The sequence below is a fragment of the Marmoricola endophyticus genome (genome assembly GCF_014644415.1).
In the GTDB taxonomy this organism is placed as follows: domain Bacteria; phylum Actinomycetota; class Actinomycetes; order Propionibacteriales; family Nocardioidaceae; genus Marmoricola; species Marmoricola endophyticus.
The window spans coordinates 282,389-296,180 of the sequence record NZ_BMKQ01000001.1 but is presented as its reverse complement, the minus strand read 5'-3'; the positions used below and the strand labels follow the sequence as shown (position 1 = coordinate 296,180).

Below are 13,792 nucleotides of genomic sequence, written 5' to 3'. Positions count from 1 at the left end.
CGATCGGGGCACGACGGACCAGACTAGCCCGGGTGGCAGGACGACACCGTCAGCCGGCGGGGATGCGCTCGTCCTCGTGCCCACCGCCGGACTCGAAGCCGGCCAGCCGCGCGTAGTCCTCGGAGGCCAGGAACTGCGGGAGGAGCAGCTCGGCGGTGTCGTACAGGCTCAGCCCGGACACGGTGGCGGGGTCGACGAACACGATCCGCCGCCCCTCGCCGCAGACGACGTCGGCGTCGGTGACGTCGTCGACCCGGGCGACGTAGACGTGCAGCCACTGGACCTCGTCGGACCCCTGGACGGTCATGATCTCCTCGCGCCAGAGGTAGAGGTGGCCCGGCAGGAGACGCAGGCCGGTCTCCTCCTCGAGCTCGCGGTAGGCCGCCTCCTCGAAGCTCTCGCCCTCCTCGACGTGCCCTCCGGGCATGCCCCACTGGTTCGCGCCACGCGGCGCGTGCTCGTCGCGCTCCTGGAGCAGCACCCAGCCACGTGGGTCGACAAGCAGCACGGACGCCAGCAGTACCTGCATGGCACCGAGGCTAGAACCTCCCGCCCGCGGACGCGGGGTTTCGCCTCACAGGCGGGCCACGAACCGGCGGCCGCGCACGGCCTCCTCCACCAGCCCAACCGCGCGGCGCAGGCCCACGAGCCGCGCCGTCTCCCTCTCGAGCAGGACCACCGCCTCCTCCACCGTGTGCGGCGCCACCTGCTCACGCAGGCTCGGCCGGATCTCCCCGAGACCGCGAGCAAGCGCCGCCTGGGACGCCTCGACGTGGAGCACGGCCAGGCGCGCGAGCAGCACCAGGTGACGGCGCAGGACGGTGTGCGTGCGGTACTCCGGCGGGCACTGGTCGAGCAGCCAGGCCTGCGCCGTCCGCTCCCACTCGGGCGCACCCGGGGGACGGACCGGGCCGGGCCACCCGGCGGGCGCGACGTACGACGGCACGGCCGGCATCCTACGCCGGTTCGAACGTGTGTGCTACCCCTCGAGAAGGCTCAGCCGGACCTGCCGGTCGGGGTTGTCGACGTTGAGATCGACCAGGCAGATGCTCTGCCAGGTCCCCAGGGCGAGGCGCCCTGCGAGGACCGGGACGGTGGCGTACGGCGGCACGAGCGCAGGCATCACGTGCGACCGGCCGTGACCGGGCGAACCGTGGCGGTGCCGCCAGCGGTCGTCGGCGGGCAGCAGCTCCGCCAGCGCCGCCAGCAGGTCCTCGTCCGAGCCCGCGCCCGTCTCGATGATCGCGATCCCGGCGGTGGCGTGCGGGACGAAGACGTGGAGCAGGCCGTCGCCGGCGCCGTCCACGAACTCCGCACACGTCCGCGTGAGGTCGTGGACCACCTCGTCGCCGCCGGTGGACACGCGGACGGTCTCGGACCTCATGTGCTCACCCTGTCACCCGCGGTCGACAGCGGTCCGCGAGGATGGGGTCATGTCGTCCGTGCGCACGCCCGACCCGAACCCCGGCTGGCTCTCCGAGCTGGCGCTGGACGAGACGCGGTCGCGGGTGCCGATCCTCTACGTCGAGGCGATCCCGGTGCGCGTCGACGCGAGCGGCCGGGTGGAGCACATCGGCATCCTGCTCCGCGGCTCCTCGACGGGGCAGATGACGCGCTGCTTCGTCTCCGGCCGCGTCATGCACGGCGAGTCGCTGCGCGACGCTCTCATGCGCAACCTCGAGAAGGACCTGGGGCCTGCGGCGTTCCCACGGCTGCCGCTGAGCACGGTGCCGTTCACGGTGGCGGAGTTCTTCCCGCTGCCGGGTCTGACCCCGCTGCACGACACGCGGCAGCACGCCGTCGCCCTGGCGTACGTCGTCCCCGTCACCGGCGAGTGCGAGCCGCGCCAGGACGCGCTCGAGCTGACCTGGATGACACCCGAGGAGGCCGCCGACCCGGGCGTCCTCGACGAGCTCGAGGGCGGTCGAGGGTCGCTGCTGCGCGAGGCGCTCGCGCACCTGGGCGCACTCCCGGCCTGAGGTCGTGCGCCTGAGGTGAGGTCATGGCCCCCCGTGGGGCTCACGACCCGCGCAGGTGCTCCTCGATGCGTGCCACCTTCGCGGTGAGCTGGCCGTCGTAGCCGGGACGGATGTCGGCCTTGAGCACCAGCGACACCCGCGGTGAGACCGCGGCCACGGCGTCCACCGCCTGCTTGACGACCGCCATCACCTCGTCCCACTCCCCCTCGATGTTGGTGAACATCGCGTTGGTCTCGGTGGGCAGGCCGCTGGCGCGGACCACGCGTACGGCGGCCGCCACCGCCTCGCTCACCCCGCCGGTCTCGTCGCCGCCGGAGGGACTGATGCTGAACGCCACGATCATGGGGCCAGCCTGCCAGGCTGGTCCGGCTCAGGTGCGCAGCAGGAAGTAGAACGCCAGTCCGGCGACGACGCCGAGCACGAGGAACGCCCAGCGCCGGGCCAGCACGCGGTGCAGCACGCCGACCGAGTCCAGGGCCAGCCGCCCGGGGCCGGCGAGCACCAGACCCGCGGCCAGACCGGCGAGCAGGAAGTCCACCTCGAAGCCGCCGGGCAGCTGGAAGAAGAAGCCGTTGTGGAACTTCAGCAGCACCGTGTTGATCATGACCGCCATCAGCCCTGTCGCCGCCAGCGGCGTGAAAACGCCGACGGCGACCGCGAGGCCGCCGAGCAGCTCGGTCAGGCCCGTGATCCACGCGAGCACCTCGGGGAAGCGAAAGCCGTAGCCGGCGAGCGTGCCCTGGGCGAAGCCGTGGATACCGCTGCCGTCGAACGCACCGAACACCTTCTGCGCGCCGTGGCCGACGAACGAGGTCGCGAGGACGAGCCGCAGGAGCAGCAGCCCGATGTCGGACTGCACGGCGCCGGTGCGGGGAGGAGTGTCCGCGGTGCGGTCGCGGGAGACGGTGCTCATGGAACGACGCTAGCCACCGTGCCCACGCCCGTGCGCGCGGTCCGCGCGGTGCCCCTGAGGGCGCGCTGCCGCGGTGGTGGGAGGGTGACCCGGTGAGTGAGGACGTACCCCAGGTCATCGAGCACGAGATCGAGGTCCCGCTGGACCACGGACGACCGGACGGGCCGACGGTGCCGCTGTTCGCCCGGGAGCTGGTCGCTCCGGGTGGCGAGCGGCGTCCCTCCCTCGTCTTCCTGCAGGGCGGTCCCGGCGGCGAGCCGCCTCGGCCCCACCTGAGCCCGCTCTCGCCGAGCTGGCTGGGCCGCGCGCTGCAGGACTTCCGCGTCCTCCTGCTCGACCAGCGGGGCACCGGGCGCTCGGCTCCCCTGGTCGACCTCGAGACGATGGCGCCGCAGCAGCAGGCCGACCACCTGGCGCTGTTCCGCGCCGACTCGATCGTGGCCGACGCCGAGCTGCTGCGCGAGGCTCTCGGGATCGAGCGCTGGAGCCTGCTGGGACAGTCGTTCGGCGGGTTCTGCACGATGACCTACCTGTCCCGGGCGCCGGGCGCACTGGCTGCGGCGTACCTCACCGGCGGCGTGCCGCCGGTCGGTGCCGGGCCCGACGCGGTCTACCCGCGGACGTACGCCACGATGGCGGCCCGCAGCCGGGCGCACTGGGAGCGCTACCCCGAGGACCTGCCCCGCTTCCGGCACCTGCTCGACCTCGCGGCCGAGGGGTCACTGCTGCTGCCCGACGGCGAGCCGGTCACGCCGCTGCGCCTGCGCCAGGTCGGGCACCCGCTCGGGATGAGCTACGGCACCTGGGACCTGCACGCGCTGCTCGAGCGCGACCCGCGCTCCCCCGGCTTCCGGCTCGGGCTGCGCGACGCGATGTCGTTCAGCGGCAGCAGCCCGCTGTACGCGCTGCTGCAGGAGGCCTGCTACGCCGACGGCACGGTCACCGACTGGGCGGCCCGGCGCACCCTGCCCGGCGAGATGGAGGACCCGACGCTGTTCTTCGGCGAGCACCTGTTCCCGGCGACGTACGCCGACGACGCGTCGCTCGCGCTGTACGCCGAGACGGCGGAGCTGCTCGCGCAGCGGCACTGGCCCCGGCTGTACGACGAGGGCGTGCTGGGGAGCAATGACGTGCCGGGGGCCGCTGCGGTCTACGCCCACGACGCGTACGTCGACCGCGGGCTGTCCGAGCGCACCCTCGCCGAGGTGCCGGGGGTCGAGGCCTGGGTGACCCCCGACCACGAGCACGACGGGCTGCGCACCAGTGGCCCCGAGATCCTCGACCGGCTCTTCTCGATGGTGCCGCCCCGCTGACCTGCTGCGACGAGCCGTCAACGGCTCGTCGGGTCTCGACATAGTCGATGACCGGCGTCCCCGTCACCGGGTCTCGACGCGCTCGCTGGCGCTCGCTGCTCGACCACCCGAAGCGCTGCGGGTGGTCGAGCCCGACGTGAGCGCAGCGAACGAGGACGTCGAGACCCCCCGCGCCCTCAGCCCAGCAGCGACCGCAGGATCAGCACCAGCGCCGAGGCGGCGCAGACGACGAGCATCACGCCGCGCACGCGGGCCTGGGGGACGCGGCCGCGCAGGAGCACGGCGAGGACGACGCCGACGGCCATGGCGGGCAGCAGCGAGAGCGAGAGGCGCACCTCCTCCCACGTCATCTCGCCGGCGAGCAGCAGCCCGGCGATGCTCAGCGCCGAGCCGACGACGAAGTAGATCGCGATCGTCGGGCGCGACTCCTCGGGCGGGCGACGCTGGTAGAGCAGCGCCAGCGGCGGGCCGCCGATGGAGGACGTCGTCCCGGTGAGGCCCGAGACCAGACCGGCCGAGACGAGGGCGCCCCGGGTGATCGGTATGTGGACGGCGCGCCAGGTCACCAGCACCGCGCCGAGGACGAACGCGCCCACCACCAGCCCGATCAACCGGTCGTCGAGCGCGCTCACGACGGCCACGCCCGCGGCGGTGCCGACCACGCGCGGCGGCAGCGCCCAGCCGAGACCGCGCCAGTCGACCCCGTCGTGCTCACGGACCAGCGTGAGGAAGGGCAGCAGCAGGGCCAGGACCAGCATCGAGCCGGGCATCAGGTCCGGTCGCACCAGGGTCAGCACCGGCGAGCCGAGCAGGCCGATCCCCAGCCCCACGACGCCCTGGAGCAGGGCGCCGAGCAGGACGACGGCGCACAGGAACGCGAAGAGGCCGGGGTCGACCACGAGGTCGACCCCGGCCACCGACAACGCGCGTCAGACGGCTAGATCTCGACACGGCTCACGTCGGGCCCGCTGACGCGTGCCCGACGTGCTCCGGCTCGATCTGTTCGCACGACGTCGTCCTTCGCTTCGCTCAGGCCGACTGCGCGAGCAGATTCCGCAGCACGAACTGCAGGATCCCGCCGTTGCGGTAGTACGACGCCTCACCCGGCGTGTCGATGCGCACCGTGGCCTCGAACTCGCTGGTCTCGCCGTGGGACTCGTCGCTGCCCGGCGCCGGCTCGACCTTCACGGTCACCGTCGAGGGGATCGCGCCGTCGTTGAGCGCGGTGATGCCACTGACGCTGAGCACCTCCTCGCCCTTGAGCCCGAGGTCCTCGGCGGTCTTCCCGGCGGGGAACTGCAGGGGCAGGACGCCCATGCCGATCAGGTTCGAGCGGTGGATGCGCTCGTACGACTCGGCGATGACGACCTTGACCCCGAGCAGCGCGGTGCCCTTGGCGGCCCAGTCGCGCGAGGACCCGGAGCCGTACTCCTTGCCGGCCAGCACGACGAGCGGGATGCCCTGCTCGATGTAGTGCTCGGAGGCCTCGAAGACCGAGGTCACCTCACCACCGTCGGTGAAGTCGCGGGTGAACCCGCCCTCGGTGCCCGGGGCGATCTGGTTGCGCAGCCGGATGTTGGCGAAGGTCCCGCGGATCATCACCTCGTGGTTGCCGCGGCGCGAGCCGTACGAGTTGAAGTCGCGCTGCTCGACACCCTGCTCGGCGAGGTACCGGCCGGCGGGCGCGTCCTTCTTGATCGCACCGGCCGGGCTGATGTGGTCCGTGGTGACCGAGTCGCCCAGCTTGAGCAGGATCCGCGCGCCCTCGACGTCGGTGACGGGCTCCGGCTCGGCCGGCATCCCGTCGAAGTACGTCGGCTTGCGGACGTACGTCGAGTCCTCGTCCCACGCGAACGTCTTGCCCTCCGGGGTGTCGAGGGACTTCCAGCGCTCGTCGCCGGCGAAGACCGAGGCGTACTCGTCGGTGAACATCTCGGTGTCGATGGCCGAGGCCACGACCTCCTCGATGTCCGAGGCCGACGGCCAGATGTCACGCATGAAGACGTCGTTGCCGTCCTCGTCCTGCCCCAGCGGGTCGTTGAGCAGGTCGACCTTCATCGACCCGGCCAGCGCGTACGCGACCACCAGCGGCGGCGAGGCGAGGTAGTTCATCTTCACGTCGGGGTTGATCCGACCCTCGAAGTTCCGGTTGCCCGAGAGCACCGAGACGACGGCGAGGTCGGACTCCTGGACGGCCTGGCTGACCTCGGGGATGAGCGGGCCGGAGTTGCCGATGCAGGTGGTGCAGCCGTAGCCGACGAGGTTGAACCCGAGCTTGTCGAGGTACGGGGTGAGCCCCGCCCGCTCGTAGTAGTCGGAGACCACCTTCGAGCCGGGGGCCAGCGACGTCTTGACCCACGGCTTGCGCGTGAGCCCCTTCTCGACGGCGTTCTTCGCCAGCAGCGCCGCGCCGATCATCACCGACGGGTTGGACGTGTTGGTGCACGAGGTGATGGCGGCGATGGTGACCGCGCCGTTCTCGAGCGTGAACGACGTCCCGTCCGACAGCGTGACGTCGGTGGTGGCCGAGGCGTCCTCGGCGTAGTCCTGCACGGCCGTGTCGAACGTCTGCGCCGCGTCGGACAGGGAGATGCGGTCCTGCGGGCGCTTCGGGCCGGCCAGCGACGGGACGACGTCGGCGAGGTCGAGCTCGAGCGACTCGGAGAACCGCGGCTCGACGTACCCCTCGACGGTGGTGTCGTGCCAGAGGCCCTGCTCCTTGGCGTACGCCTCCACGAGGTGCAGCTGCTCCTCGTCGCGTCCGGTCAGGGCGAGGTACTTGATGGTCTCCTCGTCGACCGGGAAGATCGCCGCCGTCGAGCCGAACTCCGGGCTCATGTTGCCGATCGTGGCGCGGTTGGCCAGCGGCAGCGCGGAGACGCCCTCGCCGTGGAACTCGACGAACTTGCCGACGACGCCGTGCTCGCGGAGCATCTCGGTGATGGTCAGCACCAGGTCGGTGGCGGTCGAGCCCTCGGGGAGCGCGCCGGAGAGCTTGAAGCCGACCACGCGCGGGATGAGCATCGACACCGGCTGACCGAGCATCGCGGCCTCCGCCTCGATGCCGCCGACGCCCCAGCCGAGCACCCCGATGCCGTTGACCATCGTGGTGTGGGAGTCGGTGCCGACGAGGGTGTCGGGGTAGACCTGCGTCTCGCCGTCGACCTCCCTGGTGAATGCGACGCGGGCGAGGTGCTCGATGTTGACCTGGTGCACGATGCCGGTGCCGGGCGGGACGACCTTGAAGTCGGAGAAGGCACCCTGGCCCCAGCGCAGGAACTGGTAGCGCTCCTTGTTGCGCTCGTACTCGATCTCGACGTTGCGCTCGAAGGCCTCCGGGGTGCCGAAGACGTCGGCGATGACGGAGTGGTCGATGACCATCTCGGCCGGGGCGAGCGGGTTGATCTTCTCCGGGTCGCCACCGAGGTCGCTCATCGCCTCGCGCATGGTCGCGAGGTCGACGATGCACGGCACGCCGGTGAAGTCCTGCATGATCACGCGCGCCGGGGTGAACTGGATCTCCTTGTCGGGGTCCGCGTCGGCGTCCCAGCCGGCCAGCGCCTTGATGTCGTCGGCGGTGATGTTCTCGCCGTCCTCGGTGCGCAGGAGGTTCTCCAGCAGCACCTTCAGCGAGTACGGCAGCGACGCGACGTCCAGCCCGTCGCCCGCGACGGCGTCGAGGCGGAACATCTCGTACCCCTTGCCGTCCACCTCCAGGGTGCTCTTGGCTCCGAAGCTGTCCTTGCTCGCCATCTGCGTCTCCTCGTTCCTGTGGTGCAGCGTGTGGTGCGATCCGGTCCGGTTCCCCATCCTGCCCGCGGCGCACCGCCGACCGTAAGAAAGGCAGACCTAACCTTCGCGTTTATCTTGATATCAAGATAACGGTAGCACGCACCCCCACCGAGCCGTGCCCCCTGCGGGGCGAGTGGTGCGTAGTACCGGCTCGAGTGGTGCCTTCTGCCGGTCGACTCGCCCGTCACCGGGCGGAGCTGGCGACTCGCAGCGGCACCGGGCCCGACCCGACGAGAAACTCGGGTGCGCGGAGGGTGACCGGCTGGCACGGTCCTCCCCATGCACACAGTCACCGTGATGGTCCGTCGTGCCCGGCTCGCGGCGGGAGTGGGGGTGGCACGCGCTGAGCGGCGAGTGGGCCGCCCGCGTGGTGGCCGCCTCCCCCGTCGGTCCCGGTGACCTCGTCCTCGACGTCGGCGCCGGCACCGGCGCGCTGACCCGACCGCTGCTGGACTCCGGCGCGCGCGTGCTCGCGGTGGAGAGGCACCCAGGTCGGGCCGACCGGCTGCGCCGCCGGTTCGGTGCGGACCTCACCGTGCTGGAGACGGACCTCCGAGACCTGCGGCTGCCGCGACGCCCGTTCCGCGTCGTCGCCGCACCGCCGTACTTGCTGACGAGCGCGCTGGTGCGGCGCCTGCTCGGCACCGACCGCCTGCTCTCGGCGGACCTGGTCCTCGAACACGGCGCAGCCCGGCGGCTGGCGACGCGGCTCCCGCCGGGCAGAGGCACGAGGAGGTACGACGCAGCCGTCGGTCTGCCCGTGCCGAGGCGCGCGTTCAGGCCGATGCCGCGAGTGGACTCGGCGGTGCTGGAGGTGCGTCACCGCTGAGCCACGTCGTCCGCCGGGTGCCGGCCGCGCGCCGCCGAGCCGACCGTCGAGCTCGGGAATGCCCGCGAGGCTCGGGCGGCTGGGACCACCATGACGACCATCGGTTTCATCGGCAGCGGGAACATCGGAAGCACCCTCGCGAGGCTGGCGGTCGACGCCGGCTACGACGTGGTGATGAGCAACTCGCGCGGGCCCGACACGCTCGCCGACCTCGTGGAGTCCCTCGGCCCGCGCGCTCGGGCCGCGACGCGCGAGGAGGCCGCCGCGGCCGGTGACCTGGTCGTCACGACGGTGCCGCTCAAGGCGCTCGAGGACGTCCCGGTCGAGCCGCTGGCCGGCAAGCTGGTCCTGGACACCATCAACTACTACCCCGACCGCGACGGCGCCGTCCCTGCGCTCGACGAGAACGCCACCACGACCAGCGAGCTGGTCGCCGCGCACCTGCCGAGGGCTCGTGTGGTGAAGGCGTTCAACAACATCTACTTCGAGCACCTCGCGTCGATGGCCCGCCCGAGCGGCGCGGATGACCGCAACACGCTGCTCATCGCGGGCGACGACGAGCAGGCCAAGACGGAGGCGGCGGGCGTGATCGACGCGCTGGGCTACGACACCTTCGACACCGGCGCGCTGGCCGACAGCTGGCGCTTCGAGCGCGACCGGCCGGCGTACGCCGCTGCGTACACGGTCGACGGCGACTTCTCCCGCCCGCGGGTCAACGACCGCGCCGGCCTCGCCGGCCTGCTCGAGGAGTCCGTCCGCCAGGGGCGCTGACCGTCCGGACGCGGCGACGCCGCCCGTCCGGCTGGACGGGCGGCGTCGATCAACGCGATCGCGAGACTACTGCTTGACCGCCTTGGCCAGCGCGTCGACGTAGGTGTCGAGGCTGTAGTCCAGCGACAGCGCGGTCGGCGGGGAGACCGACGAGATCACGCTGGGCCCGACCACCTTGGCGACGGCTCCGTCCTTGACCTGCTGCATCGTCCTCACGCCGGGCGAGGCGTTGAACGTCTGCTCGGTCTTGGCGTCCTCGAGGTACTCCAGGAGCACGTCGGACTTCAACGCGTCCAGCTTCTCCGAGCTGAGCGTGTAGTAGAAGCTGATGTCGCCGTTGTAGAGGCTCTTCACCGCCGGGGCGGAGGTGAAGCCGAGGTCCTCGAGGAACTCCACGCGCGGGTCGTCGGGCGTGTAGACGTAGTTCGTGCCGTTCGGGTCGGTCGCCACGGCGGCGATGGACCTGCCCTGGAACTCGGGGTGCGCGTCGGCGGCCTGCTGCACGGTCTTCTGGATCCCGGCGATGACCTCGTCGGCCTGCTTCTCCTTGCCCAGCACCTTGCCCGTGGTCTCGATGACCTCGCGCCACGGCGTCGACCACGGCTTGCCCGGGTACGCCACGGTCGGCGCGATCGCGGACAGCTTGTCGTACTGGTCCTTGGTGATGCCGGAGTAGGTGGCGAGGATGACGTCGGGCTTGGCCTTGATGATCTGGTCGTACGGCGGCTCGTCACCGTTGGTGAGCAGCGCCGGGGTCGAGGCGCCCTCGGCCTTCAGCTTCTCGGCCGTCCACGGCATCAGGCCCTCGGCGTTCGCGCCGTACTCCTGCTTGGGGATCGCCACCGGCGTCTCCCCCAGGGCGAGCGTCGCGTCGTCCGAGCCCCAGCCCCAGGTGACGATGCGGTCGGTCTTCTTCACGGTCGTGGTCCCGAAGGCGTGCTTGATCGTCACGCCGTCGCTGCTGCCGGAGCCGGCGGCGTCGGAGTCGGACCCGCCGGAGCCGCAGGCGACCAGGGCGAGCATGGCGACGGCTGCCAGCAGTGCGAGGAGGCCGCGCACGGGGCCACGGCGGGGGGAGGAGCTGAGGGACACCGGGTCTCTCCTGGTCGGTCGGGGCGGCCGGTCGGCCATGACTAAGGCAAGCCTAACCCAACTCGCGGCGCTCAGGACCGGGGGCGGCGCCGGGACGAGACCGGCACCATCATCGGGTCCCCCGTGACGGGGTCGTCGACGACGAGCGCCTCCAGCCCGAACGCCTCCTGCAACGTCGCGGGCGTGAGCACGTCGCGCGGCGTGCCCTGGCACAGGAGCCGCCCCTGGCGCATGACGACGAGACGGTCGGCGTACCTCGCGGCGAGGTTGAGGTCGTGCAGGACCATCACGACCGTCGTCCCGGTGCGCTGGTTCAGGTCGGCGAGCAGGTCGAGGAGCTCGACCTGGTGGCACACGTCGAGGTACGTCGTCGGCTCGTCGAGCAGCAGCACCTTGGGCTGCTGGGCCAGTGCCATCGCGATCCAGACGCGCTGCCGCTGACCGCCCGAGAGCTCCTCGACACGACGATCCGCGAGGTCGGCGGTCCCGGTGTCCGCGAGCGCCTGGGCGACGATCTGGTCGTCGGTGCTGCTGTGGCGGGTGAACATCCCCTGGTGCGGGTAGCGCCCGCGCGCCACGAGGTCGCCGACGGTGATCCCCTCGGGGGCGATCGGGGACTGCGGGAGCAGCCCGAGCAGCACCGCGACCGCACGCGACGACATCGTCGTGATGTCCTGCTCCCCCAGCTCGACCCGGCCGCCGTCGGGCCGCAGCAGCCGGCCGAGGCCCTTGAGGAGCGTCGACTTGCCGCAGCCGTTGCCGCCGACGATGACGGTGACCTGCCCCGGCTCGATGTCGAGGTCGAGCTCGTGGACGATGCGCTGCTTGTCGTACGCCAGGCTCACCCCGTGGGCGACCAAGGACGGGACCTCGGCCCCGTCGCGCGCGGCGACGGTGTCGGTCGCACTCATCAGGCACTCCTCCTTCGCGACCCGGTGGCCAGCAGCCAGACCAGGTAGGGACCTCCGATGATCCCGGTGACGATGCCCACCGGCACCTGGGCGTCGGGCAGGACGTACTGCGCGGCCAGGTCGGCCAGCGCCATCAGGCTCATCCCGACCAGCGCCGCCTGCGGCAGGGCCGGGTGCCCGTCGCCGGCCAGGCGGCGGGCGACCGGGCCCGAGATCAGCGCGACGAAGGCGACCGGCCCGGCGGCCGCGGTCGCCACGGCGGCGAGCACGACGCCGCAGAGCACGGCGACCAGCCGGGTGCGCAGCGCGGACACCCCCAGCGCCTCCGCCGTCTGGTCGCCCATCTCCAGCAGGCCGAGGCGACGGTCCAGCCAGAGCACGGCCGGCAGCAGGACGACGACCACGACCAGCACCGGCCAGAAGTCGGCGTACGTCGCCGAGATCGTGGACCCGGCGATCCAGGTCAGTGCGCCCTGGGCGGCGCGGGAGTCGGTACGCGTGAGGAAGTAGTTGAGGATGCTGCTCGCCACGAAGGCGAGGGCGATCCCGCACAGGACGAAGCGGTAGCCGGAGACGCCGCCGCGCCACGCGAGCGCCAGGTTGAGCCCGGCGACCGCCGCCGCTCCGACCAGCGCACCCACGGGCACGAGCGGCCCGGAGACGCCCGCCACCAGCAGCACCGCCACCGCGCCGACGCTCGCCCCCTGCGAGACCCCGATGATGTCCGGACTGGCCAGCGGGTTGCGCAGCACGCTCTGGAACATCGCCCCGGCGAGGCCGAAGGCGACACCGACCGAGAGGTCCACCGCCAACCGCGGCAGCCGGAACTCCAGGAGCACCAGCCGGCTCACGTCGTCACCGCCACCGGTCAGGGTGAGCAGCACCTGCAGCGGGCTGACCGTCAGGTCACCGACCGACAGTGCGGCCAGGCAGGCGGCGACCGCGACCACCACGAGCCCGATCGTCACGACCAGGCGGCGCGAGAGGCGCTTGCGTCGTACGACGGCCAGGGTCGCGAGGGCCGCCTCGCGGTCGTGCTCGGCGCGCACCGCGCGCTCGTCGGTCGTCGTCACATCGACACCGCCTTCGAGCGGCGGACGAGCGCGATGAGCGCAGGCGCGCCGAGGACCGCGACGACGATGCCCGCCTCGAGTTCGCTGGGTCGTACGAGCACCCGGCCGACGACGTCGGCGAGCAGCAGCAGCACCGGGCCACCGAGCGCCGAGAGCGGCACGACCCAGCGGTAGTCCGGGCCGATCAGGGCTCGCACCGCGTGCGGGACCATCAGCCCGACGAACGCCACCGGCCCGGCCAGCGCCGTGGCGGAGCCGGCCAGGAGCACCGCCCCGACGATCACGAGCGTGCGGCCGACAGCGATGTTCTGCCCCAGCCCGCGGGCCAGGTCGTCCCCGAGGGCGGTGGCGTTGAGGAAGCGGGTCGCGCTGAGGGCCGCCACCATGCCGACGACGAGCGGGGCGAGCACGAGCAGCACCGTGCCGACACCGCGGGCGTTGAGCGACCCGACGGACCAGAAGCGGTACTGCTCCAGCGCCTCGCGGCTGGTCAGCAGCACCAGCGTGATCAGCGAGGTCATCATGGCCGTCGCCGCGGCGCCGACGAGCGCCAGACGTACCGGGGTCGCACCCTCCCAGCCCGTGGACGCCACGCCGTAGACCAGGGCGGCCGCGATCGCGGCCCCGGCGTACGCGAACCACACGAAGGCGTCGAGGTCACCCAGCCCGAAGACGGTGATCGCCACGATCACCGCGAGCGAGGACCCCGCGTTGACGCCGAGCAGGCCGGGATCCGCGATCGGGTTGCGGGTCAGCCCCTGCAGCAGGGCGCCCGAGACCGCGAGCGCTGCCCCGGCGAGGGCGCCGACCAGGGTCCGCGGCACCCGCTGCTCGCGCACCACGCTGATGTCGTTGTTGCCCGCCACCGGGTGCCACAAGGCGTCCCACACCGTCGGCAGCGACACCTCGCGCACGCCGATCGCCAGGCTGGCCGCGCAGGCGAGCACCAGGAGCGCGAGCAGCACCAGCGCCATCAGCAGCTTGCGTGACAGCGGGGCACGGCGCAGCGCCGGAACCTGACCGGGGTCGGTCGGGTCAGTCGCCTGGGCCGGGCTGGCCGGTGCCGACACGTTCGCCTCCGAGGGTAGGTGAGCCTTTCCTACGCTACGGGACAGCGCG

The 13,792-nt window shown here is 72.2% G+C and carries 15 protein-coding genes; 4 read left to right on the top strand and 11 right to left on the bottom strand.

Translation table 11 applies throughout. The annotated features are described in order from the left end of the window. Positions 1-49: 49 nt before the first annotated feature. Genes IEX42_RS01480 through IEX42_RS01470 form a run of 3 tightly spaced genes read right to left on the bottom strand, consistent with a single transcriptional unit; the run spans position 50 to position 1,384 of the window. The gene (locus IEX42_RS01480) at positions 50-529 is read right to left on the bottom strand and encodes an NUDIX domain-containing protein (RefSeq protein ID WP_188777596.1); all 480 of its coding nucleotides are present in this window, start codon (positions 527-529) and stop codon (positions 50-52) included. 45 nt (positions 530-574) lie between these two features. Continuing rightward, the gene (locus IEX42_RS01475; RefSeq protein ID WP_229660496.1) at positions 575-946 is read right to left on the bottom strand and encodes a hypothetical protein; all 372 of its coding nucleotides are present in this window, start codon (positions 944-946) and stop codon (positions 575-577) included. 33 nt (positions 947-979) lie between these two features. After that, positions 980-1,384: a secondary thiamine-phosphate synthase enzyme YjbQ gene (locus IEX42_RS01470; protein WP_188777592.1), complete on the bottom strand. Its 405-nt coding sequence runs from the start codon at positions 1,382-1,384 to the stop codon at positions 980-982. A gap of 49 nt (positions 1,385-1,433) precedes the next feature. Here IEX42_RS01470 and IEX42_RS01465 point away from each other — a divergent pair, with 49 nt between their 5' ends. Next, on the top strand, positions 1,434-1,979 hold the full coding sequence (locus tag IEX42_RS01465; RefSeq protein WP_188777590.1) for an NUDIX hydrolase family protein: 546 nt from the start codon (positions 1,434-1,436) through the stop codon (positions 1,977-1,979). A 40-nt stretch (positions 1,980-2,019) separates the two neighbouring features. Here the strand turns inward: IEX42_RS01465 and IEX42_RS01460 are convergent, their stop codons facing one another. Continuing rightward, the gene (locus IEX42_RS01460; RefSeq protein ID WP_188777588.1) at positions 2,020-2,322 is read right to left on the bottom strand and encodes a thiamine-binding protein; all 303 of its coding nucleotides are present in this window, start codon (positions 2,320-2,322) and stop codon (positions 2,020-2,022) included. 27 nt (positions 2,323-2,349) lie between these two features. Then, the gene (locus IEX42_RS01455) at positions 2,350-2,892 is read right to left on the bottom strand and encodes a DoxX family protein (protein ID WP_188777586.1); all 543 of its coding nucleotides are present in this window, start codon (positions 2,890-2,892) and stop codon (positions 2,350-2,352) included. A gap of 92 nt (positions 2,893-2,984) precedes the next feature. Between IEX42_RS01455 and IEX42_RS01450 the strand changes: the two genes are divergently transcribed. Further along, positions 2,985-4,205: an alpha/beta fold hydrolase gene (locus tag IEX42_RS01450; protein ID WP_188777584.1), complete on the top strand. Its 1,221-nt coding sequence runs from the start codon at positions 2,985-2,987 to the stop codon at positions 4,203-4,205. A 176-nt stretch (positions 4,206-4,381) separates the two neighbouring features. Here IEX42_RS01450 and IEX42_RS01445 read toward each other — a convergent pair whose 3' ends face one another. Beyond that, the gene (locus tag IEX42_RS01445; protein ID WP_229660495.1) at positions 4,382-5,122 is read right to left on the bottom strand and encodes a sulfite exporter TauE/SafE family protein; all 741 of its coding nucleotides are present in this window, start codon (positions 5,120-5,122) and stop codon (positions 4,382-4,384) included. A 112-nt stretch (positions 5,123-5,234) separates the two neighbouring features. After that, a complete protein-coding gene (acnA, locus tag IEX42_RS01440; RefSeq protein ID WP_188777582.1) occupies positions 5,235-7,958 on the bottom strand; it encodes an aconitate hydratase AcnA in 2,724 nt (907 codons plus the stop codon). Between the two features lie 346 nt (positions 7,959-8,304). Between acnA and IEX42_RS01435 the strand changes: the two genes are divergently transcribed. Together IEX42_RS01435 and IEX42_RS01430 are read left to right on the top strand one after the other, a co-directional pair. Further along, positions 8,305-8,826, top strand: a complete 522-nt coding sequence (locus tag IEX42_RS01435; protein WP_188777580.1) for a 23S rRNA (adenine(2058)-N(6))-methyltransferase Erm(C) — start codon at positions 8,305-8,307, stop codon at positions 8,824-8,826. Between the two features lie 90 nt (positions 8,827-8,916). After that, complete coding sequence (locus IEX42_RS01430; RefSeq protein WP_188777578.1) at positions 8,917-9,597, top strand: NADPH-dependent F420 reductase; 681 nt, start codon at positions 8,917-8,919, stop codon at positions 9,595-9,597. A 66-nt stretch (positions 9,598-9,663) separates the two neighbouring features. On the opposite strand, the gene IEX42_RS01425 is transcribed toward IEX42_RS01430, so the two are convergent. From IEX42_RS01425 to IEX42_RS01410, 4 genes are all read right to left on the bottom strand, one after another. Beyond that, positions 9,664-10,689: an iron-siderophore ABC transporter substrate-binding protein gene (locus tag IEX42_RS01425; protein ID WP_229660494.1), complete on the bottom strand. Its 1,026-nt coding sequence runs from the start codon at positions 10,687-10,689 to the stop codon at positions 9,664-9,666. Between the two features lie 71 nt (positions 10,690-10,760). After that, complete coding sequence (locus IEX42_RS01420; RefSeq protein WP_188777576.1) at positions 10,761-11,600, bottom strand: ABC transporter ATP-binding protein; 840 nt, start codon at positions 11,598-11,600, stop codon at positions 10,761-10,763. Next, positions 11,600-12,673, bottom strand: a complete 1,074-nt coding sequence (locus IEX42_RS01415) for a FecCD family ABC transporter permease (protein WP_188777574.1) — start codon at positions 12,671-12,673, stop codon at positions 11,600-11,602. The genes IEX42_RS01420 and IEX42_RS01415 overlap by 1 nt, the downstream gene beginning before the upstream one ends. Beyond that, a complete protein-coding gene (locus IEX42_RS01410) occupies positions 12,670-13,743 on the bottom strand; it encodes a FecCD family ABC transporter permease (protein ID WP_229660493.1) in 1,074 nt (357 codons plus the stop codon). The genes IEX42_RS01415 and IEX42_RS01410 overlap by 4 nt, the downstream gene beginning before the upstream one ends. Between the last annotated feature and the right edge of the window lie 49 nt (positions 13,744-13,792).

Coding starts and splice junctions, on each gene's coding strand:
- IEX42_RS01480 (WP_188777596.1), bottom strand. CDS start 529: ATGCAGGTACTGCTGGCGTCCGTGCTGCTTGTCGACCCACGTGGCTGG.
- IEX42_RS01470 (WP_188777592.1), bottom strand. CDS start 1,384: ATGAGGTCCGAGACCGTCCGCGTGTCCACCGGCGGCGACGAGGTGGTC.
- IEX42_RS01465 (WP_188777590.1), top strand. CDS start 1,434: ATGTCGTCCGTGCGCACGCCCGACCCGAACCCCGGCTGGCTCTCCGAG.
- IEX42_RS01460 (WP_188777588.1), bottom strand. CDS start 2,322: ATGATCGTGGCGTTCAGCATCAGTCCCTCCGGCGGCGACGAGACCGGC.
- IEX42_RS01455 (WP_188777586.1), bottom strand. CDS start 2,892: ATGAGCACCGTCTCCCGCGACCGCACCGCGGACACTCCTCCCCGCACC.
- acnA (WP_188777582.1), bottom strand. CDS start 7,958: ATGGCGAGCAAGGACAGCTTCGGAGCCAAGAGCACCCTGGAGGTGGAC.
- IEX42_RS01430 (WP_188777578.1), top strand. CDS start 8,917: ATGACGACCATCGGTTTCATCGGCAGCGGGAACATCGGAAGCACCCTC.
- IEX42_RS01420 (WP_188777576.1), bottom strand. CDS start 11,600: ATGAGTGCGACCGACACCGTCGCCGCGCGCGACGGGGCCGAGGTCCCG.